28 protein-coding genes are annotated in these 25,417 nt (G+C 54.3%); all 28 read left to right on the top strand.

Features of this window, described 5'->3' with window-relative positions:
• The 28 genes from I2E77_RS10320 (at position 1) to I2E77_RS10455 (ending at position 25,406) form a co-directional block, all read left to right on the top strand.
• Positions 1-492 (top strand): diacylglycerol kinase family protein, encoded by a 492-nt coding sequence (locus I2E77_RS10320; RefSeq protein ID WP_087234828.1) that lies wholly within the window; start codon positions 1-3, stop codon positions 490-492.
• 27 nt (positions 493-519) lie between these two features.
• Positions 520-1,446: a GTPase Era gene (gene era / locus I2E77_RS10325; RefSeq protein ID WP_087234835.1), complete on the top strand. Its 927-nt coding sequence runs from the start codon at positions 520-522 to the stop codon at positions 1,444-1,446.
• Between the two features lie 114 nt (positions 1,447-1,560).
• Positions 1,561-1,752, top strand: coding sequence for a hypothetical protein (locus I2E77_RS10330; RefSeq protein ID WP_140400391.1), 192 nt, complete (start codon positions 1,561-1,563; stop codon positions 1,750-1,752).
• A complete protein-coding gene (recO, locus tag I2E77_RS10335; RefSeq protein WP_191362440.1) occupies positions 1,703-2,503 on the top strand; it encodes a DNA repair protein RecO in 801 nt (266 codons plus the stop codon). Before I2E77_RS10330 ends, recO begins: the two co-directional genes overlap by 50 nt.
• A gap of 8 nt (positions 2,504-2,511) precedes the next feature.
• Positions 2,512-2,967 carry a GNAT family N-acetyltransferase gene (locus I2E77_RS10340; RefSeq protein WP_237966679.1) on the top strand — a complete coding sequence of 152 codons (456 nt, stop codon included), beginning with the start codon at positions 2,512-2,514 and terminating at the stop codon, positions 2,965-2,967.
• An 8-nt stretch (positions 2,968-2,975) separates the two neighbouring features.
• Positions 2,976-5,336: an endonuclease MutS2 gene (locus tag I2E77_RS10345; RefSeq protein WP_087234834.1), complete on the top strand. Its 2,361-nt coding sequence runs from the start codon at positions 2,976-2,978 to the stop codon at positions 5,334-5,336.
• Positions 5,337-5,378: 42 nt separating this feature from the next.
• Positions 5,379-5,792: an EamA family transporter gene (locus I2E77_RS10350; protein WP_087234833.1), complete on the top strand. Its 414-nt coding sequence runs from the start codon at positions 5,379-5,381 to the stop codon at positions 5,790-5,792.
• Positions 5,793-5,911: 119 nt separating this feature from the next.
• A complete protein-coding gene (locus I2E77_RS10355; RefSeq protein ID WP_195451193.1) occupies positions 5,912-6,595 on the top strand; it encodes a hypothetical protein in 684 nt (227 codons plus the stop codon).
• Positions 6,596-6,667: 72 nt separating this feature from the next.
• On the top strand, positions 6,668-7,030 hold the full coding sequence (gene ylxM, locus I2E77_RS10360) for a YlxM family DNA-binding protein (protein WP_087234824.1): 363 nt from the start codon (positions 6,668-6,670) through the stop codon (positions 7,028-7,030).
• A gap of 25 nt (positions 7,031-7,055) precedes the next feature.
• Positions 7,056-8,369, top strand: coding sequence for a signal recognition particle protein (gene ffh / locus I2E77_RS10365; RefSeq protein ID WP_087234823.1), 1,314 nt, complete (start codon positions 7,056-7,058; stop codon positions 8,367-8,369).
• A gap of 64 nt (positions 8,370-8,433) precedes the next feature.
• Positions 8,434-8,676, top strand: coding sequence for a 30S ribosomal protein S16 (rpsP, locus tag I2E77_RS10370; RefSeq protein ID WP_054324378.1), 243 nt, complete (start codon positions 8,434-8,436; stop codon positions 8,674-8,676).
• 31 nt (positions 8,677-8,707) lie between these two features.
• Positions 8,708-8,941 (top strand): KH domain-containing protein, encoded by a 234-nt coding sequence (locus I2E77_RS10375; protein ID WP_054324403.1) that lies wholly within the window; start codon positions 8,708-8,710, stop codon positions 8,939-8,941.
• A gap of 64 nt (positions 8,942-9,005) precedes the next feature.
• A complete protein-coding gene (gene rimM, locus I2E77_RS10380; RefSeq protein ID WP_087234822.1) occupies positions 9,006-9,521 on the top strand; it encodes a ribosome maturation factor RimM in 516 nt (171 codons plus the stop codon).
• Positions 9,511-10,254 (top strand): tRNA (guanosine(37)-N1)-methyltransferase TrmD, encoded by a 744-nt coding sequence (gene trmD / locus I2E77_RS10385; protein ID WP_191395628.1) that lies wholly within the window; start codon positions 9,511-9,513, stop codon positions 10,252-10,254. Before rimM ends, trmD begins: the two co-directional genes overlap by 11 nt.
• Before the next feature lie 276 nt (positions 10,255-10,530).
• The gene (locus I2E77_RS10390; protein ID WP_087234820.1) at positions 10,531-10,794 is read left to right on the top strand and encodes an HPr family phosphocarrier protein; all 264 of its coding nucleotides are present in this window, start codon (positions 10,531-10,533) and stop codon (positions 10,792-10,794) included.
• A 222-nt stretch (positions 10,795-11,016) separates the two neighbouring features.
• Positions 11,017-12,882: an excinuclease ABC subunit UvrC gene (uvrC, locus tag I2E77_RS10395; protein ID WP_330608926.1), complete on the top strand. Its 1,866-nt coding sequence runs from the start codon at positions 11,017-11,019 to the stop codon at positions 12,880-12,882.
• A gap of 103 nt (positions 12,883-12,985) precedes the next feature.
• Positions 12,986-13,528, top strand: coding sequence for a 16S rRNA (guanine(966)-N(2))-methyltransferase RsmD (gene rsmD / locus I2E77_RS10400; RefSeq protein ID WP_191448717.1), 543 nt, complete (start codon positions 12,986-12,988; stop codon positions 13,526-13,528).
• Positions 13,529-13,571: 43 nt separating this feature from the next.
• A complete protein-coding gene (gene coaD / locus I2E77_RS10405) occupies positions 13,572-14,060 on the top strand; it encodes a pantetheine-phosphate adenylyltransferase (RefSeq protein WP_087234818.1) in 489 nt (162 codons plus the stop codon).
• Between the two features lie 70 nt (positions 14,061-14,130).
• Entirely contained in the window at positions 14,131-14,595 is a 465-nt protein-coding gene (locus I2E77_RS10410) for a hypothetical protein (protein WP_054324402.1), read from the top strand.
• Between the two features lie 303 nt (positions 14,596-14,898).
• On the top strand, positions 14,899-15,318 hold the full coding sequence (mraZ, locus tag I2E77_RS10415; RefSeq protein WP_087234817.1) for a division/cell wall cluster transcriptional repressor MraZ: 420 nt from the start codon (positions 14,899-14,901) through the stop codon (positions 15,316-15,318).
• Positions 15,319-15,398: 80 nt separating this feature from the next.
• A complete protein-coding gene (gene rsmH / locus I2E77_RS10420; RefSeq protein ID WP_087234816.1) occupies positions 15,399-16,325 on the top strand; it encodes a 16S rRNA (cytosine(1402)-N(4))-methyltransferase RsmH in 927 nt (308 codons plus the stop codon).
• Between the two features lie 34 nt (positions 16,326-16,359).
• Positions 16,360-16,860 carry a hypothetical protein gene (locus tag I2E77_RS10425; RefSeq protein ID WP_087234815.1) on the top strand — a complete coding sequence of 167 codons (501 nt, stop codon included), beginning with the start codon at positions 16,360-16,362 and terminating at the stop codon, positions 16,858-16,860.
• A 157-nt stretch (positions 16,861-17,017) separates the two neighbouring features.
• Entirely contained in the window at positions 17,018-19,240 is a 2,223-nt protein-coding gene (locus I2E77_RS10430; protein WP_191395626.1) for a penicillin-binding transpeptidase domain-containing protein, read from the top strand.
• 209 nt (positions 19,241-19,449) lie between these two features.
• Positions 19,450-20,460 (top strand): phospho-N-acetylmuramoyl-pentapeptide-transferase, encoded by a 1,011-nt coding sequence (mraY, locus tag I2E77_RS10435; RefSeq protein ID WP_087234813.1) that lies wholly within the window; start codon positions 19,450-19,452, stop codon positions 20,458-20,460.
• 254 nt (positions 20,461-20,714) lie between these two features.
• Positions 20,715-21,800, top strand: a complete 1,086-nt coding sequence (gene ftsW, locus I2E77_RS10440; protein WP_172749748.1) for a putative lipid II flippase FtsW — start codon at positions 20,715-20,717, stop codon at positions 21,798-21,800.
• A gap of 36 nt (positions 21,801-21,836) precedes the next feature.
• Positions 21,837-22,952, top strand: coding sequence for an undecaprenyldiphospho-muramoylpentapeptide beta-N-acetylglucosaminyltransferase (gene murG, locus I2E77_RS10445; protein WP_087234811.1), 1,116 nt, complete (start codon positions 21,837-21,839; stop codon positions 22,950-22,952).
• A gap of 132 nt (positions 22,953-23,084) precedes the next feature.
• Complete coding sequence (gene murA / locus I2E77_RS10450) at positions 23,085-24,344, top strand: UDP-N-acetylglucosamine 1-carboxyvinyltransferase (RefSeq protein WP_195451194.1); 1,260 nt, start codon at positions 23,085-23,087, stop codon at positions 24,342-24,344.
• A 45-nt stretch (positions 24,345-24,389) separates the two neighbouring features.
• On the top strand, positions 24,390-25,406 hold the full coding sequence (locus I2E77_RS10455) for a cell division protein FtsQ/DivIB (RefSeq protein ID WP_195451195.1): 1,017 nt from the start codon (positions 24,390-24,392) through the stop codon (positions 25,404-25,406).
• Positions 25,407-25,417 lie beyond the last annotated feature (11 nt).

A 25,417-nucleotide genomic window follows, 5' to 3' on the forward strand; every position in this document is an offset into this window, starting at 1 on the left:
TTGCGGTTTGTTAAAAGCCTGAAATATGCCCTGCGAGGCATTGTTTACTGTATCAACAACGAACGGAACATGCGGATACATACAGTCGCTGTGCTGTATGTATTGGCTTTTTCGCCCTTCTTTGAGATGTCACGCGCGCGGTATGCCATCCTTTTGGTCACGTTCGCCCTCGTTTTGACGGCTGAGACGTTCAACACCGTGGCGGAGGAACTTTGCGACCTTGTGGCGCCCAGTTTCCACCCGGTGGTGCGGATTGTGAAGGATATGGCGGCGGGCGGCGTGCTGATTTGCGCCGGGTTTGCCGTGGGAGTCGGGGTATGCCTGTTTTGGCAGCCCGCTGCGTTCCTGCGCATCTGGCGCTATTTTTTGGACAACCCCGCCATGATCGCTGTGCTCTTGGCGAGCATCGCTTTGGCGTTGGTATACATTCTGGCAGGACCGCTCGGCATTCGGGACTTTTTCCGAAAGAAAAAGCTTCCGCGGACGCCCTAAATGCGGCAGAAAGGAAACAAAAAACGAATGGAACTGGAAACGATGCGGCCGGAGGACCGGACCGCTTTTATTGCGATCGTAGGCCGCCCCAATGTGGGAAAGAGCTCGCTTTTGAACCGGATGCTTGGGCAAAAGGTGGCCATTGTGTCCAGCAAACCCCAGACGACGCGCACGAGGATTATGGGCGTGTTGACGGAAGGGGCCGATCAGCTGGTCTTTATCGACACGCCCGGCCTGATGCGCCCGCGCAACCGGCTGGGGGATTATATGGTGCGCTCCGTGACGGAGTCCGTCTCCGGCGTGGACGCTTGCCTGCTGGTGGTGGAAGCAGGGCAGAAGATTTCCCCGGCAGACCTCGATTTGATCGAAAAATTCCGGTCGCTTGACATGCCCGCGGTGTTGGCCATCAACAAGATCGACCTCTTGCAGGACAAGAGTATCCTGATGGCGCAGATCGCAGAGCTTTCCGGGCTGTTTGCGTTCGAAGCGGTGGTGCCGGTGTCGGCGCAAAACGGCGACGGCGTGCGCATCCTGATGGACGAGCTCAAAAAGCTCGCCATGCCCGGCGGCCATTTCTTTGACGACGATACCCTGACCGACCAGCCCGAGCGCGTGCTGGCAGGGGAGATCATCCGCGAAAAATTGCTCCGCCTGCTGGATAAGGAGATCCCCCACGGCGTGGCCGTGGCGGTGGAGCGGATGCGCGAGCAGGAGAACGGCGTGACCGAAATCCACGCGACCATTTTCTGCGAGCGCGATTCCCACAAGGGGATCATCATCGGCAAGGGCGGTGCCATGCTGAAAAAGGTCGGTACCTATGCCCGCGAGGATATGGAGCGCTTTTTTGGCTGTAAAATCAATTTGCAGCTTTGGGTCAAGGTGAAAGAGGGTTGGCGCAACAGCGACGCGATCCTGCGGAGCCTTGGCTACGATAGCAGCAGTTTCGACACATAATTCTATAAACATATAACAGATATTACCGTTCATACCCGTTTCCCTTTTGCACATAGTAAACATGAACAGGTTCCACAAATCTAGGTATTATGGAACGAAGGAGTTGCGCGAAGATTGCTTGGAAAAGGGGCGAACGGAATGGACGACTATGACGAGCAGGCGGCGTGGTCCTGCTTTACGCAGACGGGCCGCGTACAGGACTATCTGATCTACACCCAATGCAAACAGCAGAACGCCGCCCGGCAGGAGGATTCCCATGCAGATCGAGACAGACGGCCTGGTGATTATGGAGCGGCAGGTGGGTGAGAGCGACCGGCTGATTACGGTGCTCACCCGGGAGGAAGGCGTGTTGCGTGCTTTTGCGCGGAAGGCCAAGCTGCTGCGCAGCAGCAAGCTCTCCGCTACCCAGTTGCTCTGCTATTCCCGCTTTCTCATTTATAAGGGGCGGGATAAATACATAATCGACGATGCACAGCCGGTCGAGGTGTTTTTTGATCTGCGGCGCGACATCGGGAGCCTATCCCTTGCCCAGTATTTCTGTGAGCTCGCCGGTGCGCTTGCTCCGCAGGAGGCTGAGGCGGGGGATTTTTTGCGTCTGCTTCTGCGGGCGTTTTACTATTTATCGAAGGGGACCCGGCCGCATTTGCTCGTCAAAGCGGCGGTGGAGATGCGGATGCTGTCCTTGGCGGGCTATATGCCGGACCTAGTCTGCTGTGCCGGCTGTGCCTGCTATGAGGCGGAGACCATGCTGTTTTTGCCGCGCAGCGGCGTCCTCTATTGCCAATCGTGTTATTCCCAGGGGGCGGAGCCGGCGGTGCCGCTTTCCCCCGGCGCGCTGACCGCACTGCGCCATACTGTATATGCGGATTTTGACAAGCTGTTTGCGTTCCGCCTTCCGGAGGCAGGGCTTTGGGAAGTGGCCAGGGCCAGCGAAGCCTATGTGCTGAACACCTTGGGGCGCAGCTTCCCCACCCTGGATTTCTATCACCAGGCGGAACCGGGCGGGAGGGCAGCGTCCGCGGAAGGAACACAGACGGAGAAACTGGATAAAGGATAGGAATGCATATGATTACCGAGCAATGTACAAAAGGCTTGGAGGACAATCCGGAAGCGTGCCGGATTCGCCAGGCCGTATTTGTGGACGAACAGGGGTTTCACAACGAGTTTGATGAAATCGATCCGGAGGCCTGGCATGTGGTGCTTTGGGAGGACAGGGCTGCGCTTGCGACCGGGCGCGTGTTCCCAAAGCAAGGCTCGGATGGCATTTGGACCATCGGCCGTGTGGCGGTTTTGAAACCGTACCGCGGGAAAGGGCTTGGCGCGCTGGTTGTGCAGAAGTTGGAACAGGTCGCTGCCCAGCATGGGGCCAAGGCGTTTACCCTCTCCGCCCAGGTGCGGGCGCAGGGGTTCTATGAGGCAATCGGCTACCATGCCAAGGGAGAAACCTATTTGGATGAATACTGCCCGCATGTGACCATGACAAAACCGGCGGGCGAGGAGAATCAAGAGGAACAGTCATGAGTGAAACAATGGAACGACATTTTAAGGCTTTAGAGCTGGATAAAATTTTACATTTATTGGCGGAAGAGACCTCCTGTGACGCGGCGGCGGAACTGGCGCAAAATTTGCGCCCCTCCACGTCCCTGTCCCAGGTGAAACGCCTTCTGACGGAAACGGACGAGGCCCACACCATGATGGCGCGCTTTGGTGCGCCGTCCTTTGGCGGCCTCAAGGACGTATCGAATTCCCTGCGCCGGGCGGAAGCGGGCGGCACACTCAATATGACGGAGCTGCTGCGCATCGCCACCGTCCTGCGCACGCTGCGCGGGATTGTGGATTGGCGCAGCAAAAGCGAGGGCGTGAAGAGCATCCTCGACGACCGGTTCGATGCGATTATGCCGAACAAGTACTTGGAGGACCGGATCAACCATGCAATCCTCTCCGAGGAGGAGATGGCGGACAACGCCTCCCCACAGCTGGCGACCATCCGGCGGAAGATCCGCTCCGCATCTTCGCGCGCCAGGGAACAATTGGAAAAAATGGTGCGGTCGCCGGTCACCCAAAAATACCTACAGGACCCGATCATCACCATGCGCGACGGGCGGTTCGTCGTGCCGGTCAAGGCGGAGTGCCGCGGCGATGTGCCCGGCTTGGTTCACGATACCTCCTCCTCCGGCGCAACGGTGTTCGTCGAGCCCATGGCCGTTGTGGAGGCAAACAACGAGGTTCGCGTGCTGCTCTCCCAGGAGCAGGCGGAAATGGAGCGCATCCTGGCGGAGCTCTCCGCAGAGGCGGGCAATTTTGCCAGCGGGATCATTTCCGGATACAAAGAGGCGGTGGAGCTGAACCTGATCTTTGCCAAGGCCAATTTGGGCTATAAGATGAAGGCGACCCTGCCTCTGGTCAATGACGAGGGGAAGATCGAACTCAAACGGGCGCGCCATCCGCTGATCGATAAGGAAAAGGTGGTGCCGACCGACATTGAACTCGGCCTGCATTTTGATACCCTGGTGATCACCGGCCCGAATACCGGCGGCAAGACCGTTTCGTTGAAAACGGTTGGTTTGTTGACGCTGATGGCGATGTGCGGCCTGCTGCTGCCGGTGGCAGACAACAGCCAGATTTCGATTTTCAACCATGTGTTGGCGGATATCGGCGATGAGCAGAGCATCGAGCAATCCCTCTCGACGTTTTCCGCCCATATGACGAATATTATCAAAATCTTTGAACAGGCCGATGCATCCAGCCTGATCTTGCTGGATGAGCTCGGCGCGGGGACGGACCCGATCGAAGGCGCCGCGCTCGCGATGTCCATTTTGGAGGCGTTGCGCCGCAAAGGGACGCGCATTGCGGCGACGACGCATTATGCGGAGTTGAAGGCCTATGCGTTGCAGACAGAGGGTGTGGAGAACGCCTGTTGCGAATTCGACGTGACGACGCTGCGGCCGACATACCGTCTCTTGATCGGCGTGCCGGGACGCTCCAATGCGTTTGCGATTTCCCTGCGCCTTGGCATGGACCCGGAGATTGTGGAGCACGCCAGGGAGCTGGTTTCCAGCGAGAATACCCGGTTTGAGGACGTCGTGCAGAGCTTGGAGACCAGCCGCCAGCGCCTGGAAGAGGAGCGCAAGGAGGCACAGCGCCAGCGTTTGGAGGCGGAGGAAGCCAGCCGCGCGGCAAAGGAGCGCAAAGATGCCATCGACGCGCAGGCGGACCGCGAAATGGAGGAAGCCCGCCGCCGTGCCTCTGAGCTGATCGCCCGCACGCGCGGCCAGATCGACGCGATGCTCAACGAAATGGAGGAACTCAAAAAGCAGAAGAATAAGGCGCTCACAGCGGAGCAAAAGGCCAAGCTGAAATCCGGCCTGCGCGCGCTGGAGAACGAAGCTGACCCGGTTCGGAAAAAGGACGAGGAAGCGTATGTCCTTCCGCGCCCCCTCAAGAAGGGCGACCCGGTGTTGATCTATGATATTGACAAGAAGGGGACGGTTCTTCAGCCCCCGGATAAGGACGGCAAGACCGCACTGGTCCAGGCGGGCATCATCCAGACACGTGTGCCGGTCTCCAATCTGCGGCTGCTCAACGAAAAGCCGGTGAAAAAACCGCAGGGGTCGGTCACCCGCAGCGTCAACCGCGCCAATGTCCGCGCGGCGATGGAGCTGGATGTGCGCGGTCAGACATCGGATGAAGCGCTGATGAATGTCGACCAGTTCATCGATTCCGCGGTGTTGGCGGGCATCAATATGCTCACCATCATCCACGGGAAAGGGACCGGCGCCCTGCGCGCCGCCGTGCAGCAGCATCTCAAGCGCCACCCCAACGTGAAGAGCTTCCGCCTGGGCACCTTTGGCGAGGGCGAAGCGGGCGTGACCATCGTAGAACTCAAGTAAAGTGAGGCCGAAAGAATGACAAAGGGGAGCGAAAAGAGCAAAATGTGGATTGCATTTGCAGTTGGTTCCGCGGTGTTCGCGGCGTTGACCTCTATTTTGGCGAAGATCGGCATCGAGGATATGGACTCCAACCTGGCGACGGCCATCCGCACCGTAGTGGTGCTGGTTTTGGCCTGGGGAATCGTATTTGCCACTGGCGCGCAGGCGGGGATTAGCCATATTTCGGCAAAAAGCTTTTTGTTTTTGATCTTGTCCGGATTGGCGACGGGGCTCTCTTGGATCTGCTATTACCATGCCATTCAAATCGGCCCTGTTTCGAAGGTGGTCCCCATCGACAAGTTCAGCGTGGTGATCACCATGGTGTTGGCCTTCCTGTTTCTACACGAAAAGGTGGACGTCAAAACGGTCTTGGGCGGAATCCTGATTACCGCAGGCACGCTGGTTATGATTTTGTAGATCTCATGGACGGTATGCCCCCGGCATGTGGATCATATATAAGGAATTGAGGTCCAGGCAGACGGCTGGTCGTGCTGCCCGGACCTTTTTCGAAGCTTCTGGAAAAGGAGGAATCCAAAATGGATGAGACAAAAAAGAGCAAAAAGGGTTTGGCGATTGGGATAGCGGTGGTGCTTCTGCTTCTGGCGGCTGTGGGAATCACCATCGGCCTTGCGCTTAACGACCCCTATGCCGGTACGGTACAAGCTGCCGCGCAGCCGGAAACCGTCGTCACAAAGCTGGCGGAGTCGCTGCTCACCGGGGAACCAGCCGTCTTGACCAAAGAGGAGGTCAGCGGCCTGTTGGCCGGCCAAGTGGACGGATTGCAGGGGGGAGGCTTTCAGGTGCTCGGCCTGCAATGCGTATCCGTGGAGGATGGCATCGCGGAATTTTACATCCCGGTATCCTTCTCCGGCCTGCGGTTGGGGGTCAGCGCCCAGTTTGCCGTGGGGTGCAACGCAGAATCGGAGACCATTTGGGCGGAGTTGCAGTCCGTTCATCTGGGAAGATTGCCAGTCAAAACCGAATGGGTGATGGGCGCTGCGGAGGCCCTGCTGCCCGCCCAGGTTTCCGTGGAAGGGAATACGCTGTCGATCCCTTCTTCGTTTTTTGACGAACAGGTCCTGGGGGGAGCGGTCGGGGTGACCGTTCAGGATTTGCGCGCCACGCCCGAGGGCTTTTTGGTACAGGTGCAAGGGAATTTGGAGCGGATTCAGAGCAGTATTGGACAATATTTGGAGCAATTTCTGTCGCCAGGGGATTGACAGAAGCGGGCATTTGTTGTATAATCTCCAACTGTAAAGGAAATGGCTTTACAGTTGGAGGGAGGGCCAGCCGTGGCAAAGGATTTGGAGATTTCCTTTCTGCTGGATTTCTACGGCGACATGCTGACGGAAAAACAGCGTGAGGTGATTGAATTCTACTACAACGAGGACCTGTCCCTTTCGGAAATCGCCGACAATGAGGGCATCACGCGCCAGGGGGTGCGCGATTCCATTAAACGCGCCGAAGCGCAGCTGCTCGATATGGAACAGCGCCTCGGTTTGGCAAAGCGGTTTCGCGAGATGCGCAGCGGGCTGGAACAGATTCGCGAGGCGGCCCAGCGCATCCAGGATTACAACAAGCACTATGTGTATTCCCGCGATCTTTCCGAGGATACACAGACGATTATAGACTTGGCGCAGAAGCTATGTGAATAGCCAGCGCGCGGGAGGGAGATACAATTTGGCATTCGAAGGACTGGCAGACAAACTTTCCGCGGCCTTTAAACGGCTGAAGTCAAAGGGAAAACTGAGCGAGGACGATGTCAAAGAGGCCATGCGAGAGGTGCGCCTTGCACTTCTGGAGGCCGACGTCAACTACAAAGTCGCTAAGGACTTTACCAAAAAAGTGACGGAACGTGCCGTCGGCGCAGAGGTCATGGAGAGCTTGACCCCGGCGCAGATGGTTGTAAAAATTGTCGATGAAGAGTTGACCGCCCTGATGGGCGGCGGCGAGACGCGTCTGGTTTCCCCGCCGAGCCCGCCCGCCATCATCATGATGTGCGGCCTGCAGGGTTCCGGTAAAACCACCCACTGCGGCAAATTGGCGAAGATGCTCAAAAGCAGGGGCCACCGGCCGCTGCTCGTGGCCGGCGATATTTACCGCCCGGCGGCCATCAAGCAGTTGCAGGTGGTGGGTTCCCAGGCAGGGGTCGCCGTGTTTGAAATGGGCACGGAAAAGCCGGTGAAGATCTGCAAAGAGGCGATCCGCCGCGCAAAGGACTACGGCAACGATTATGTCATCATCGACACCGCCGGCCGTCTGCAAATCGACGAGGTGTTGATGGAGGAACTGCACAACATCAAGGACGCGGTCCATCCGACGGACATCCTGCTGGTGGTCGATGCGATGACCGGCCAGGAAGCGGTCAACGTCGCAAAGACGTTTGACGAAAAGCTGGACATCACCGGCGTCATCCTGACCAAACTCGACGGCGATACCCGCGGCGGCGCGGCGCTCTCCGTGCGCGCGGTGACGGGCAAGCCGATCAAGTTTGCAGGTACCGGCGAAAAGCTGGACGACCTGGAAGTGTTCCATCCGGACCGCATGGCGTCCCGTATTCTCGGCATGGGCGATGTCCTGACCCTGATCGAGGAAGCCCAGGTCAAAATGGACCAGAAGGCGGCAGAGAAGGTTTCCCGCCGGATGCTGGAAAATAAAATGGACCTCAACGACCTCTTGGACCAGTTCAAGCAGGTCAAACGGATGGGTCCGCTGAAATCCGTCCTCAGCAAGATGCCGGGAATGGAAAAGCAGCTCAAGGATGTGGACATCGACGACCGCGATATGGACCGCATGGCGGCGATTATCCTTTCGATGACCAAGGAGGAGCGCGCAAAGCCCTCGATCATCAACCCGTCCCGCAAACGCCGGATTGCGGCAGGCAGCGGCATGCGCGTCGAGGATGTCAATCGCCTTCTGCGGCAGTTTGAGCAGACGCAGAAGCTCATCAAGCAGCTCCGTGGAAAAGGCGGAAGACGCCGTTTCGGTTTTTAAAAGGTGATCTTACCAAAACTTTTGGTGGAGATAGAATGATTCTATTTTGGAGGTGAACATCAATATGGCAGTAAAGATCAGACTGCGCAGAATGGGCGCGAAGAAAGCTCCGTTCTACCGCATTGTTGTTGCAGATTCCCGTTATCCGCGCGATGGCCGTTTCATTGAGGAGATCGGTACGTACGATCCGATGCAGGAGCCTTCCGTCGTGAAGGTTGATGCAGAAAAGGCAAAGAAGTGGATTTCCAACGGCGCACAGCCGACCGACACCGTGAAGACGCTGTTCAAGAAGAACGGCATCCTGTAAAGGAGGCAATGCGTTGTATACGGAGGTTAACATGAAGGAACTGCTGATTGCAATTGCTCAGGGCCTTGTGGAAGACCCCACCGCTGTGAACGTCGATGTCGACGATTCCGCGGAGGACGGTTCCATTGTGTACCATCTGCATGTTGCAGAGGCGGACATGGGCCGGGTCATTGGCAAGCAGGGGCGCATCGCAAAGGCGATCCGCGTAGTGATGCGTGCCGCAGCAACCCGCACCAACAGCAAGATTTCTGTCGAAATCGACTGAGCATAAAAAGGAGGGCAGACATGCGTCCGCTCTCTTTTTTGTTATCTGCAAAGGAGGAAACAAGATGCGCAAGCAATTTTTAGAGGCAGGCCGCGTCGTGGGGACGCATGGTGTCAAAGGGGAATTGCGTGTAGAGCCATGGTGCGATTCCGCAGCTTTTTTGGCAAAGATACACACGTTGTATTGGGATCGTGGGAGTGAAGAATTGCAGGTGGTTTCCTCGCGCGTGCATAAAAGCCTGCTGCTTCTGAAGCTGGAGGGCGTGGACACGGTGGAAGAAGCGGATGCCTTGCGCGGCCGGATCCTCTATTTAAACCGTGCGGATGTCAAATTGCCAAAAGATCGCTATTTTGTGCAGGATATGCTCGGTCTGACCGTCCTGGATGCGGATACAGGCAGGCGGTACGGCTTATTGACCGAAGTCATGCCAACGGGCGCGAACGACGTCTATCAGGTCACCGGGGACGACAAGGTGAATTATCTGGTTCCTGCTATCCCGGATGTGATCGTCGATGTGGACATCGACGGGGGGATTATGAAGATTCGGCCCATGAGGGGGATTTTTGACGATGCGGATTGATATCCTCACGCTTTTTCCAGAGATGTGCGAGACCGTCATGGCGGAAAGCATCATCGGGCGTGCCCGCAAGCGCGGGGCGGTGCAGGTGTGTTGTCACCAAATCCGCGATTTTGCGTATGATAAACATAACCGGGTAGACGATACACTGTTCGGCGGTGGGATGGGAATGCTGATGATGGCAGAGCCCATCGCTTTGTGCATGGACGACCTGGTGGAACAATTGGGGAAAAAGCCCCATGTTCTGTACATGTCCCCCCAAGGGAGCGTTCTATCCCAAGAGAAAGTGAAAGAATTGGCAACGTATGAGAATATTGCTATTCTATGTGGGCATTATGAGGGTGTGGACGAGCGCGTGCTGGAAGCTTATGTCGACGAGGAAATCTCGATTGGCGACTATGTGCTGACGGGAGGCGAACTTCCTGCCCTGGTGGTTGCGGACGCTGTGTGCCGCATGAAAGACGGCGTCCTGTCCAACGACGTTTGTTTTGAAGAGGAGAGCCATTACAACGGCCTGCTGGAATATCCGCAGTACACCCGCCCGGCAACGTGGCGCGGGAGGAGCGTCCCTCCGGTGCTTTTGTCGGGGAACCACGCAGCGATCGCAAAATGGCGCCGGGAGCAATCACTTTTGCGCACATTGCACAAACGGCCAGACTTGCTCGCCGCGGCGGAGCTGACAAAACAGGACAAAAAATATTTAGTATCGTTGGAAACTCATGTGGAAAAAGAATAGATACTTATACAATTTGTCTGATTTTGGAAGATTTGATTTTTTGAAAATATGGAATACGGCACAAAAGTTTTCAACATTCATAGCAAGATGCACAAAGGTCGCGGGGACAAAAAAGCTCCAATTCGGTTATCAATCCAAAGTTTTTTCAAATTTATTGACGGCCTTCCGAATTGTGATATAATAACTCCATGGCCTGGTTTACAGGTCTTTACTGTATTTATATTTGGTTTGGTTGGAATGGTTTTGACTTTGATTTTGTTTTAGGAGTGAGTAAGAATGTGCGTTAAAGAGGTTTTGGTTCAGAATCAGGTGGGTCTCCATGCACGTCCGGCGACGTTCTTCATCCAGAAGGCAAATGAGTATAAATCTTCGATCTGGGTGGAGAAGGAAGAGAGACGCGTCAATGCAAAGAGCTTGCTGGGCGTCCTTTCCCTTGGTATCGTAGGCGGCACGTCGATTCGCATTATTGCGGACGGTCCCGATGAGGAAGAAGCTGTAGAAAACCTGGTGGATCTGGTAAAATCCGGTTTTGCTGAGTAATTTTTTGAGAGCCGGGAAGATCTAAAGGTATGTGGATGCACCTGTGTGCCAAGTTCAGTCCTTGGAACAAGATGAAAAAAGAACGCCCGATGGGCGTTCTATTTTTTTATGACGTCTTGTTTCAGACGGAATATAACCGGTGGGCTGTTTCAATTATCTTGTATTGATCGACCTTGCCCGATAAAACCGGAATGAACCATTTTGCAGAAGGGAGGGACGGCCGTGGAAGAGCAGGAGAAACATTTGGAGCATATCCGGGAACTACGAAAGAAGGCCATGCGCTTGCCATTGCACCCCGGTGTGTATATCATGCACGACAAGACAGGGAAGATCATCTATATTGGAAAGGCCAAGGCGCTGAAAAACCGCGTCAGCCAGTATTTTGGCAGTGAAAAGAATCACGACAAAAAAGTCCGCCAGATGGTCAGCAACGTGGAGGACTTTGAATATATCCTCACCGACAGCGAATTCGAAGCCCTGGTGCTGGAATGCAGCCTCATCAAGCAGCATACCCCAAAGTACAACATCCTTTTGAAGGACGACAAGGGGTACCATTACATTAAGGTGACGCGCGGCCCCTGGCCGCGCATCTCGCAGGCGAAGCAGATGTTGGACGACGATGCGGACTATATCGGTCCGTTTGTCAGCTCCTGGGCCACGAAGGAGACTGTGGACGAAGCGCTGAAAATCTTCCGCCTGCCCTCGTGTTCCCGCAAATTCCCCCAGGATATTGGAAAGGGGCGGCCGTGCTTAAACTATTATATCAAGCAGTGCAGCGCACCCTGCCAGGGCAAAATTTCGCAGGCGGATTACCGGGAAGCGGTCAAGGAAGCGATCGATTTTCTGCGCGGCGGAAGTGCGGAATGCGTGCGGAACCTGACGAAAAAAATGGAAGAGGCGGCGGAGAACCTTGAATTTGAACGCGCCGCGCGCATCCGTGACCGCCTTGCGGCAATCAAGCGCATGGGCGACCGTCAGAAGGTGGTGGCCTTAAAGGTCCCGGAACAGGATATCATCGCCTTGGCGCAGGGCCCGGAGCGGAATTGCTTTGAAGTGTTCCGCTTTATGAATGGCCGCCTGTGCGACCGGGAAACGTATTTGATGGGGGAGATTGGCGAGCCGGAAGCTGCACGAAGCGAGTTTATTGAGCGCTATTATTCCATGCGCGACCGCGTGCCGCCGCGCGTAAGCCTCGATGGACCGGCATCGGATATGGAGTTGCTCTCGGAATGGCTGAGCCAAAAGGCCGGGCGGAAGGTCCTGGTATACGTCCCGCAAAAGGGCGAGCAGGCCCAGCTAGTGGAGATGTGCCGCAACAATGCGGCGGAGCAGTTGGCGCAGTCGGTCGGCCGGACGGGGCGGGAAGCCTCCGCGCTGGACGAGCTGGCCCGCTTGTTGGGAATGGCGCACCCCCCCGCCTATATCGAAGCGTATGACATCAGCAACCTGGCTGGCGGGGATAATGTCGCAGGAATGGTGGTGTTTGAAAATGGCCGCCCGCTTAAAAGTGCGTACCGTAAGTTCAAGATCAAAACGGTTGTGGGGCAGGACGACTACGGCTCCATGCGGGAAGTGATCGGGCGCCGTTTGCAGGAATACTTCGCAAACAAGGACAGCGGCGAAGGCTTTGGCCGTCTGCCGGACCTAATCTTGCTGGACGGCGGCAAGGGGCATGTGGCGGCGGTGAAGCCAATTTTGGAGGCGTCCGGGCTGGACATCGCGCTGTTTGGCATGGTGAAGGACGACAAACACCGCACGCGGGCTATTGCAGAGGACGGCGGGGAAATCGCCATCAACTCCAACCGGAAGGCGTTTACGCTGGTTTCCTCCATTCAGGAGGAGGTCCACCGCTTTGCGATCGGGTATCACCGCCAGACGCGGAAAAAGAACACCCTGACCACCACCCTGACCGAAATTGAAGGGATTGGGGAAACGCGCGCACGCGCCCTCCTGCGGCATTTCCGCACCTTGACGGCAATCCGCCAGGCGGATCTTGCAGAGTTGGAAAACGCTCCAGGGATGACAAAACCGGCGGCTAAGAAGGTCTACGAGTATTTCCATGGGGAAGAACCTTCAGACACACCATAAGCGGTATTGTTCTGAGCGGTTTGCCTTGCGCTTGACAGATGCAACAGATAATGGGATAATAAAAGGACAATTTTACATCTTCGATTTTTGAAGGAGTATGTATATGCGAATTATTACTGGATCAGCCCGTGGGAGGCGCCTCTTAACGCTGGAAGGCGAGGACGTCCGTCCGACAACGGAGCGGGTGAAGGAGGCTTTGTTTAGCATCCTACAGTTTCAAATAGAGGGGCGGCGTGTGCTGGATCTATTTGCGGGTTCCGGGCAACTGGGCCTGGAGGCGCTCAGCCGCGGCGCACGCGAAGCAGTCTTTGTGGATGCGGGAAAAGAACCCATCTCTATCATAGAAAAGAATATTGCCAACACTGGCTTGGAAGAGCGCGCCAGGGTTTTGCATATGGATTATGCGGCGTTCCTCTTGCGGCGAAACGATCCCTTTGATATTGCATTCCTAGATCCACCCTACCGGACAGGCCTTTTGCAAAAGGCGCTCCCGATGACTGCCGCGATTATGAATAAGGGCGGCGTCATTGTATGTGAGCATCCGGTTGACGAGGAAGTCCCGGATACGGCGGGGGATTTTGAAAGGAAGCGCGATTACCGTTATGGGAAAATTTTATTGACGGTATACCGGCATAGGGATTTATGATAGGGCAGTTCTATGAGGGACGAGTTTGGAAAGGAAGAACGCTATGAAACTTGCAATTTGCCCGGGAAGCTTTGACCCGGTCACAATTGGGCATCTTGATATTATTGGGCGAGCTAGGAAAATCTTTGACCATGTGATTGTCGCCGTGATGGTAAATCCTGAAAAACATACCATGTTTACCACTGAAGAGCGGATCGCGCTGATTCAGAAATGTACAAAGGACATGGAAGATGTAGAAGTGGTCAGCTTTGACGGGCTTTTGGCGGACTATGCCAAGATGCGTGGGGCAACTGCGATTGTCAAGGGGTTGCGCGCGATGTCCGACTTTGAATATGAATTCCAGCAAGCGCTTACAAACCGGAAGCTCAACCCGGAACTGGAAACCGTTTTCATGATTACAAGGGCGGAAAACATGTTCCTGAGTTCTAGTATTGTCAAACAGATCGCCAGCTTTGGCGGCGATGTGTCTAATTTTGTACCGGCGTGCATTTTGGACGACATCAAGGAAAGAATCTATGCCGCAAAGAAGTGAAGCGCCTTGGTTGGGGACCCGTTTTCCCAATAGATAACACTGCGGCTCTCGGAAAGGAATGATCGAGACGATGAACGTAGAAGAATTGATCGATGAACTGTATGAGATGGTAGAGAAGGCGTGGAACCTTCCACTCAGCCGCGGCCGAGCGGTGCTGGATGGGGAAGAGGTCAAACAAATTTTGGATGAGATCCGCGAGAATCTGCCCCAGGAGCTGCTCAAAGCAAAGGCGATTGTTGCGGATCGCAACCAGATCATCAGCACGGCGAAGATGGAGGCCGAAACCAAGATCCGCGTGGCAGAGGAGCGCGCCCGGGCCATGGTCAATCAGGATGAAATTGTTAAACAGGCACAACAGAAGGCAAATGACCTGCTGACGCAGACGCAGATAAAAACGCGTGAGATGCGCAAAGCGGCCAACGAATATGTGGATGATTTGATGCGCCGCACGGATGAGGCGCTTGCCGCCAACCTTGCAGAGCTGCGCAAAACCCGCCAAAACATCAAAGCAACGCAGCGTTCCGGTCAAAATTGATCGAATGAATTGTATTGTTCCACTAGAAAAGTATGGTAATATTTGGATAATATAGAAAAAATTAATTTTTTCTTGAAAACGTACCACAAGATCTTGTGGTGCGTTTTTTTATACCACTAGATAAGCGGATTTCGTCCAAAAGAAGATTGGGATTTGTCGAATTGGTTGACATAATCAAAATAAATTAGTTGCATTTTTGTTACGAATCGAGTATAATCGTAATCAATAAGTGGAGGAAGGTGGGGCGAAATAGTAAGATGTGGTTTATAAACCCATCGTTCGCCCTGGAAAGGCGTTGCAATTATGTTGATCGGCGAATACCAACATAATATTGACGCGAAAGGCCGCGTGATTGTCCCCGCCCGGTTCCGGGAGGATCTGGGCGAGCGTTTTTATGTCACAAAAGGCCTAGATCACTGTCTGTTTGTCCTTCCCCCCACTGAATGGACCAAGTTGCAGGAAAAAATCATGGCGATGCCCATGGGAAAGGCCCGTGGGATCCAGCGCTTTTTCTTCTCCGGAGCCGCAGAAGTGGAGCCGGACAAGCAGGGGCGTATCCTGCTCCCACAGCACTTGCGGGAGTATGCGGGATTGGAAAAGGATGTGGCTTTTATCGGGACTTCTAACCGGGCAGAGATTTGGGATGCCCAGCGGTGGGCTTCCTTTAATGCAGAGCTAGATGATAGCAGCTTGATTGCCGTCATGGAAGAGTTGCAGTTCTAAGTTTGAATGGAAAACCAAAAAGAGCGCTTCCAGATGCCTGTCCATCGTAAAACAAACCCAAAAACCGGAGGCACATAAGGATGGAATTTCAGCATAAACCCGTGTTGTTTGATGAGGCAATCGCCTCTTTGGAGATTCGCCCCGACGGGGTTTATATTGATGGAACCGCAGGCGGTGGGGGGCACTCCAAGGCGATTGCAGACCGCCTGACAACCGGAACGCTGCTCTCCATCGACCAAGATCCGGACGCGGTTGCCGTGGTCAAGGAACGGTTAAAGGGGATGGCGTGTTCGACCGTCGTACGCGCGAATTTCAGCGATATGGACCGCGTGGCGCGGGAGAGGGGCCTTGTGCCTGTGGATGGCGTTCTGCTGGATATCGGTGTCTCCTCCTATCAGCTGGATACGCCGGAGCGTGGATTCTCCTATCATTCCGATGCACCGCTCGATATGCGTATGAGCAAGCAGGGGCCCAGCGCCAAGGATTTGGTGAATACCCTGTCCTGGCAGGAGCTGGCGGAAATCATCAGCCGCTACGGGGAAGACCGCAATGCAAAAAGCATTGCCAAGGGGATCGTCCGTGCCCGTGAGGATGGGCCGATCGAGACCACCGGGCAGCTGGCAGAGATCATTAAAGCGTCCGTTCCCGCAGCTGTGCGCAGGGAACAAGGGCATCCGGCCAGGAAAACATTCCAGGCGTTGCGCATCGAGGTAAACGGCGAGTTGGATGCGCTGTCCGATGGGTTGGACGCTGCGTTCTCTATCCTGAAGCCGGGTGGGCGCCTGGCAGTCATCACCTTTCATTCCTTAGAGGATCGGATGGTGAAACAACGTATGGCATCTTGGTGCCAGGGTTGCACATGTCCGCCGGATTTTCCGGTGTGTGTATGTGGAAAAAAGCCGAAGGCGAAGCTGCTCTATAAAAAGGGGCTTGCTCCAACCGAGGCGGAATTGGAACAGAATCCCAGAAGCCGCAGCGCGCGGCTGCGGGTTTGCATCAAACTTTGATTTTGTAAAGAAATGAGGAAAGAAGGGTCTGTGCATGGCGACGCATACCAGAGGCGAGGCGTATGATTTTGAGCTTTTTGAGCCAAAGAGAAAGCAGGAGTTGCAACCGCAACCCCAAAACAATGTCATACGGCTTCCGCGGGAAGAACTGGAAAAGAACCGCCGTCCGAAACACAGGGCCTTCAAGGTGATTTCTGTGTGTACATTCCTGGTGGTGATGTTGGGAATTGTTGGGACGTTCGTGTACGGACAGGTCCGCCTTTCCGAATTGACGAATGAAATCAACAGCACGACCACAGAGCTGTCTGAGCAGGAGAGCTTATATACCCAGTTGAAAATGAAATCCCAGGCAAAGCTGTCGTTGGAAACCGTTGAGGAATACGCAGAGACGCAGTTGGGAATGCGCAAGTTGGAGCAAAACCAGGTGGAATATATTAGTTTGTCCGAAGGGGACAAGGGCGAAGTCCTGGAAGAGGATTCTTCGGAGAACTGGCTGACCTCTGCTTGGAACTTTATTCAACAGTTATTATCATAATGTTTACCAATGCGCATATAGATTGAAAGGGACCGTTCATAAGAGGGGATTCCTGTTCCATGGGATACATCAGGATTCCTCCCGAAATCAATGATTGTAGAAGCGGGAGAGTTAAGAGGGTATCTTGACTCTCCGCTTTGTAATATGGAGGTTGCAAATGGCAAAAGGAACAACGATCCGAATGTGGAGACGCACCGCTTTTCTATTGGCCATTCTCATCATTGGCTTCGCTGTGGTTGTAGGGAGCCTATTCCGCTTGCAGTTGGTGCAGGGGGAAGAGATGCAGACCCGTGCGGTAGACCAATATCTGAAAGATACGTCTATCAGCGCTAAACGCGGTACGATCTATGACTGTAATATGAAGGTGTTGGCAAAGAGCGCCGGTGTCTGGAAAGTGGTATTGGAGCCCAATTATATCACCGATGACAACCGGGGATTGATCTGCAACGGGCTGTCCCAGATTCTCGGTCTGGACAAAGCGGACTTGATCGAGAGAAGCAAGAAAAAGACCTATTATGATGTGGTTCAGAACAAGGTAGAAACCGACGTCAAGGACCAGATTGTAGCCTTTAAGGAAGAAAATGAGATCACCAATGGGATTCGGCTGATCCCGGATTACAAGCGCTACTATCCATATGGAAAGTTTGCCTCTTCCGTGCTGGGATTTACAGGTTCGGACAATCAGGGCTTGGCGGGCATTGAAGCGCAGTATGATTCGGAGTTAACGGGCGTCCCTGGGCGCCTTGTTACGGCGAAAAACGCCGTTGGAACCGATATGCCATTTGACTATGAACAGATGGTGGATGCACAAAACGGCCACAGCTTGGTCCTCACTATCGACGAAGTGGTACAGCATTTCCTGGAAAAATATCTGGAAGAGGGCGTAGCGAACAGCGGCACCAGAAACCGTGCCTGCGGGATCGTGATGGATGTCAATACAGGTGCAATCCTTGGAATGGCGGTCAAAGGGGACTTCGACCCCAATGATCCGTTTACGTTGAGCGATCCCAAGGAACAGGCAGCGGTCGACGCCCTCCAGGGGGAAGAACGGACCAAGGCGCTGAATGAGGCGCGGCAGAAGCAATGGCGGAATAAGTGCGTCAGCGACACCTATTACCCAGGTTCCGTCTTCAAAATGGTGACAGCTTCTATGGGATTGGAAGAGGGCATCATCAGCGAGAACACCTCCTTCTCCTGCCCGGGTTATTACGTGGTTGCGGACCGCCGTATCAGCTGCTGGAAGTCGGGCGGCCATGGTTCGGAGACCTTTGCCCAGGGATTGTGCAATTCTTGCAACCCAGTATTCATTCAGGTGGGTGAAAAGTTAGGCCCGGAAACATTCTTTAAGTATTTTGAAGCGTTTGGATTTACCCAGAAGACGGGCATCGACCTGCCGGGCGAGTCCCGCAGTATTTACTACGACGAGACAATGGGCCCCGTGGAACTGGCGACCGAATCCTTTGGTCAGAACTTCAGTATTACGCCCATTCAGATGATTACTGCGGCAGCGGCCGTTGCAAACGGCGGCTATCTGGTGCAGCCGCATGTGGTAGCCCAGGTGATCGACGATGAAGGGAATATCGTCCGAACAACGGATACGACGGTCAAACGCCAAGTGATCTCCAATGAAACATCCCGCAGAGTGAGTGCGATGCTCCAGGAGACCGCAACCACAGGTACAGCTAAGAACGGCTATATTGCAGGCTACCGCGTGGCTGGTAAGACCGGTACTTCCGAAAAGATCGCGGAATGGGTTGCACAGGGAAAACAGGGAGAAAAGAAATACATCGCTTCTTATTGCGGTTACGCCCCAGCGGACGACCCGCAGGTGGCTATGCTAGTGTTCTTCGATGAACCGCTTCCGCAGGGTGGCCAGGTGTTCGGCAGCGCGATTGCAGGCCCGCCGTTTGCAAAGGCGATGAGCGAAATCCTCCCCTATCTCGGCGTGGAGGCCAAATATACGGAGGAAGAACTTGCGAAGCTGGATACCAGTACCCCAGATGTGTTAGGCAAGAACGTACAGGAAGCTCAGAACACTCTACAGAGCGCAGAGCTTGATGTAAAGGTATACGGCCAAGGTGAGACTGTTCTCTCGCAGGTACCAGAACCGGGCAAAAGTATTCCGAAGAGCGGTTGCGTGGTTTTGTTCACCGACGAAGGGAGCACTTCGCAGACAGTGACAGTTCCCAACCTTGTAGGGCTTACTTTATCACAAGCTAACTCCGTGGCGGCCAATGCAGGGATCAACATCAGTATTTCCGGCGCAGCGCTTACCGGGAACAATGCGGTTTCCAACCTGCAAAGTATCCCGGAGGGCAGCCAGGTTCCTCCAGGGACTATGGTAACAGTTGATTTTGTGGAGTTGGATTCCGTGGAATAGAACCAAGAAATGGTTTAAAAAAGGCGATATATCCGTGCTTTTTCCCAATGAACCTAGGGGGAAAAGATGGTATAATGAACATATATGGAAAATTCCCATTGGGAATGTAGAAAAGCCGCCGGAATGGCAATCCTGGGCGGCTTTTCTACGCAGATGGGTTATAATAATACCGCGTGTGCGCGGAAATGGTGACAAAGGGGATATTGCATATGGCGGACGGCATCTGGATACTGGCGGCGGCGGTCATTGCGTTTGCAGTGACGGGGTTGCTTGGGAAATGGCTGGTACCATTTCTGCACAAGATCAATTTCGGACAGACGATCCGGGAAGTGGGCCCCAAGTGGCATCAAAAGAAAAACGGAACGCCGACGATGGGCGGTTTTATGTTCATCATCGGCATTTTTGTGGCCGCTGCGGCCTGCCTTATACTGTTCTACCGGGCTTCTGGGCAAAACCCCCAGGATATGAACATGCAGACAAAGCTGCTGGGCGGCTTCCTCATGGCAGTAGGTTTTGGCGGTGTCGGCTTTATCGACGACTATATCAAGGTAGTCAAGAAGCGCAATTTGGGCCTCAACGAAAAGCAGAAGCTGATTTTGCAATTTCTGGTGGCAGGCGCGTACCTTCTTTCCCTCTATCTCTCCGGCGGTTCATCGGTCACCTTGATCCCGTTCCTGGGCGGTGTGGACCTGGGCATTTTTTATTGGGTAATTTCCCTGCTGGGGATTGTGGGAATGGTCAATGCGGTCAATTTTACCGATGGGATCGATGGCCTGAATGCCTCGGTGACATTTTTTGCCTCCTTGATCTTTATGGTGATCGCCGGGATTTTGGGGGCGAACGGTATGGGAATCCTCGCCGCTGCGACAGCAGGCGGATGCCTTGGGTTCCTGATCTGGAATTTCAATCCGGCGAAGGTCTTTATGGGCGACACCGGTTCCCTGTTCCTGGGCGGGATGGTCTGCGCATTGGGCTTCGGCCTGAATCTGCCGGTTTTGATTCTTCCCATCGGGATTATTTATATTGTAGAGATCCTTTCCGTCGTCTTGCAGGTCACCTATTTTAAGGCGACCGGTGGAAAGCGGCTGTTTAAAATGAGCCCTATTCACCATCATTTTGAGATGTGCGGCTGGAGCGAGGTCAAAATTTGTGCCGTTTTCAGCCTGGTGACGCTGTTGTTTGGCGCGTTTAGCGTGGCGGCGGCCTGGTTTGGGCTGTAAGCGTTAAAATGACATTTTTGGCAATCGATTTGTGGTTTAATGGAAAAAGAGCCCGTAAGTTTTAGACTTTTCCGAGGATTGACCGGATTCGAAAGGGGGACGTCTTTATGGCGACAAGGGCGGACAGCAAACGCGGAGCAACCGTAACGCGCTTGCCCACCGCGCGGAATTCAGACACGGGGGAGATCCCTCGGAAGGCGTCGTTTGGAAGGCGAATCCGGAAAAAATTCCGCTTGTTTTCCGTGCGTGCAGGGATGGACCTGCCTTTCTTTTTCCTGGTGCTCACGCTCATGGTGATCGGCCTGATTATGCTGTTCTCTTCCAGCTATGCCTATGCCTATTATAATTATGGAAACAGCTATTATTTTATCATCCGGCAAGCTGGCTTTGCAGTTGCGGGTATTTTCATTATGGTGGCGATCTCCTATTTTGATTACCACCACCTACACAAATTGGCCATCCCAATCCTATTAGTCACTTACATGCTCCTGGTGTTAGTGCTGTTTATGCCCGAAAGAAACGGTGTGCGGCGCTGGATCTATCTAGGGCCGGTCAATTTCCAGCCTTCTGAGATCGCCAAGTTTGCTTTGGTCCTCATTTTTGCCCATTTGATCTCCATCAATTTCAAGCGTATGAGTACCTTCCGGTATGGGGTGCTGCCGTACCTATTGATCTTGGGTTCGATTGCGGTTTTGGTCCTGCTTGAAAAGCATGTCTCTGCAACCCTGATTTTGGTAGCGTTGGCGGGCGTGATGCTGTTTATCGGAGGCGTCCAATTGCGTTGGTTTGCCATTGCCTTTGGGGTGTTGGGTGCGGCCGTGGCTTATATTGTCTTGTTTAGCGCAAAATTTGGCTATGCGAGCGACCGCATCTCTGGATGGCTGGATCCCTTCGGGACAACCGTGGATACGTGGCAGACGCGCCAATCGCTGATGTCGATTGGATCGGGCGGTTTGCTGGGCCTTGGCTTGGGGCAGTCCCGTCAAAAATATCTGTATCTTCCGGAACCGCAGAACGATTTTATCTTTGCGGTGGTCTGTGAGGAGCTTGGTTTTATTGGTGCCCTGCTGATTGTTATTTTGTTTGCCATGTTGGTGTGGCGTGGGATCACTGTGTCCCTCAAAGCGAAGGACAAATTTGGCATGCTGTTGGGGATCGGGCTGACTGTCCAAGTGGGCTTACAGGTGATTTTGAACATTGCCGTGGTAACCAATACCATTCCCAATACGGGCATCAGCTTGCCCTTCTTTAGTTATGGCGGTTCATCCCTGATGATTCTTCTGGCGGAGATGGGGGTTGTCCTGTCGATCTCACGAACTTCCACGATTGAAAAGACATAGCCCCGGGCAGTTGGATTATGATAGGAGAAGGTATTTATGAGAGTTTTGTTTGCTGGCGGCGGGACCGCCGGGCACATCAACCCCGCATTGGCAATTGCGGGATACCTGCGTGAGCGGGAACCGGATGCGGAAATCTTATACATCGGTGCCAAGGGCGGCATGGAAGAACGTCTGGTTCCGGCCGCAGGGTACCCGTTCCAAAGCATCACGATTTCGGGCTTCCAGCGAAAGTTGAGCTGGGAGAACTTGAAAAAGAACGCAAAGACCGTTGTGCGGATGTTCACCTCAAGCCATGAGGCGCGGAAGATTATTGCCGAATTCAAGCCGGACGTCTGTGTGGGAACGGGAGGTTATGTGAGCGGGCCTGTGATCCGCGATGCCATCAAGATGGGGATCCCGTCCGTGATCCACGAGCAAAATGCGTATCCGGGCGTTACCAATAAGGCGCTGAGCCGGCACGCGACACGGACCATGTTGGCGGTGGCAGATGCCCAGCGGCATCTTGACCCCAAAGCACGCTGCGTGCTGACGGGCAATCCTGTGCGGCAGGAGGTCATCCGCGCCCGGCGGGAGGATGCGCGCAAGAAGCTGGGGTTGGACGAGCGCCCCCTGATCCTTTCCTTTGGCGGGAGCCTTGGCGCCCGTAAGATCAATGAGGCGGTGGCCGACCTGCTGGTATGGAGTGCCCATTCGGGGAGGTTCCAACATATTCATGCTTATGGCCAATGGGGGAAATGGTTCCCCAGCCTTCTAAAGGAAAAAGGGTTAGATCTTGCCAAACATCCCCAGATGGATATCCGGGAGTATATCAACGACATGCCGGATTGCCTGGCGGCGGCGGATCTCGTGATTTGCCGTGCCGGAGCCATTACACTCAGCGAGCTACAGGCACAGGGGCGCGCGTCCATTTTGATTCCCTCCCCGAATGTGGCGGAGAACCACCAATACCACAACGCCATGGCGTTGGTCAACCGCGGCGCTGCTGCAATCTTGGAGGAAAAAGACCTGAGCGGGGAAGCGCTCTGCAAAAAAGTCCAGGGATTATTTGAAAATCCCGATACGATTCCTACATTTGCGGCAAACGCCAAAAAAATGGCAATTCTGGATGCAAATGAGCGCATCTATCATATCATAAAAGAGATTATAAAGTAGGGCCTGCGCTCTTTTTTCTAATGTGCACAGCATACACCCCCTGTGCATAGTATACAGCAGTTCAAAAAATTCCTGTAATACGTGGAAAACGCCGGGCGCCGGCATGTTTCCCAGGGGAAAAGGGGTGCGGCTATGTCAAAACTTTTGATTCAAGGGCCCAGCCGGTTAAAGGGGGAAATTCGCGTACATGGCGCGAAAAACAGTACACTACCTTTGATGGCGGCTTCGCTGCTCTGTGACAGCACATGTGTGCTACATAACTGTCCGATCCTTTCCGATGTAAAGACTTCGGAAAAGATTTTACAGCATCTGGGGTGCCGCACGGGGCGCTCCGGCTCGGATGTTTTGATTGACCCGCGCGGCGTGGAACAGAGCGATATTCCAGAGCACCTGATGCGAGAAATGCGCTCTTCCATTGTCTTTTTGGGTGCGATCCTTTCCAGGATGGGCCGTGCAGAGCTTTCGTTTCCAGGAGGTTGCGAGTTGGGTCCGCGTCCGATCGATCTGCACCTCTCCGCTCTGCGGAAGATGGGGGTCACCATTCAAGAGGATCACGGTTGTTTGAAGTGCAGTGCGCCGGAAGGACTCAAAGGCGTCCAGATTGCCTTTTCTTTCCCGAGCGTTGGGGCGACGGAAAATGTCCTGCTTGCCGCCTGCTGTGCAGGTGGGACGACCACGATTACCAATGCGGCCCGTGAACCGGAAATCTGCGATTTGGCGGATTTCTTAAACTGTTGCGGTGCGAAGATCAGCGGTGCAGGGGATAGCACCATTGTTATTGAGGGTGTAAAAAGCCTGCACGGCTGTGAGCATGAGGTGATCCCAGACCGAATTGCCGCTGCAACTTATCTGGCGGCAACGGCGGCGACGGGGGGCAGCATTATATTGAACCACGTCGTCCCGGAACATCTGGCGCCAGTCCTTCCATTGTTTGAAGAAAGTGGATGCCGTTTTGCTATTCATGAAAAGGAGATTTATATGTCTGCGCCAAGCCGGTTGGGCCGGATAAAGAATGTGCGGACCATGCCTTATCCGGGTTTCCCGACAGACGCACAAGCGCCTATGATGGCAATGGCCGCCGTAGCGAATGGCACAAGCATCTTTGTTGAAAATATTTTTGAAAGCCGTTATAAGCATGTGGGGGAGTTGCTCCGCCTGGGGGCCAATATCAAGGTGGAGGGGCGCGTAGCTGTGGTGGAAGGTGTTGGACGCCTTTCCGGCGCGCCTGTGGAAGCGGCAGACCTGCGTGGAGGCGCGGCGTTGGTCGTAGCCGGGTTGGCGGCCCAGGGGGAAACCCTCGTCAGCGGTGTGCGGCACATTGACCGCGGGTATGAATGCTTAGAAGAAAATTTGTGCCTTCTCGGCGCGCAGGTAAAGCGGCTTCCGGATTGATAGGGAGCCAAGCGGCAAGTCCAAATGGAAGGAAGTGAAACCAGCATGGTAAGGACACCCAACGGCACGAGAGACGGCCCGCAAAGCCGGAGGACTCCACAGAACCCTCCGAGAGAACCGCCGCACTATTCCAGTGGGCGGCAGGTCCCACACGGAATTGAGCAGCGGGCGGCTCTACGCCGCCGCCGGAAGCGCCGGCGGGCAATCCTATTTTACATAGCAATGTTTTTGTTTGTCGTCGTTGCAGCGGTGACGCTTTCTTTAACGGTGTTGTTCAAAATCGATACCATCCAAGTGACGGGTAGTTCTCGTTATCCAGCGCAGCAGATTGTTTCGATTAGTGGAATCGTGCAGGGGGAAAACCTGTTCTTAGCCAAGACAAAAGAGGCGCGTACGGCCATTGAAAGCCAGTTGCCTTATATCAAAGCAGCAACCGTTTCCCGGCAGTTACCTGCCACCATTGTGATCCATGTCGAGGACGATACCGCAAAGGGTGCGATCGCCTATGAAGGGCAGTATGCGCTGATTGGAAGCGGCGACAAGGTATTGGAATTTGTGGATACTCTCCCCCAGGGGGTTACTTTGGTGAAAGGGCTGGATCTTGCAAAGGCCGAAGTAGGGCAACCGATTGTATACACGGATGATGTGGAGTTGAGTTCCTCGCCTGCGGACGATGCTTCGGAAGCGGATGGGTCGTCTGCCGAAGCATCGGGGAGCAGTCCGAGCGAGTCCACACTTGCTGGGGGGGAAGATTCCAGCCACAAGTCAAAAGAGATCTTTCAGGAGCTTTGGACGGCCATTGAGGAAAGCGGATTGGACAAGATTACGGAGATCGATCTTAGCGACCGGTATAACCTCGTGATCCTTTACGATAACCGCATTACGATGGAGCTGGGGTTGCCCACCGATTTGGAGTATAAACTCCATTACGCAAAAGGAATATTAGATGCCGGAGGGATCAAAGATACCGAAAAAGGAACTTTGAAGCTTTCGGATGCCATGGACAATAGAGTACCATTCGAACCGGATTATTCAAATTCGAGTGCAGCGGCGCCTGGATAGCTTGGGAAAGT

The organism is Anaeromassilibacillus sp. 1001302B_160321_C8 (assembly GCF_015554745.1).
Lineage (GTDB): Bacteria > Bacillota > Clostridia > Oscillospirales > Acutalibacteraceae > Anaeromassilibacillus > Anaeromassilibacillus stercoravium.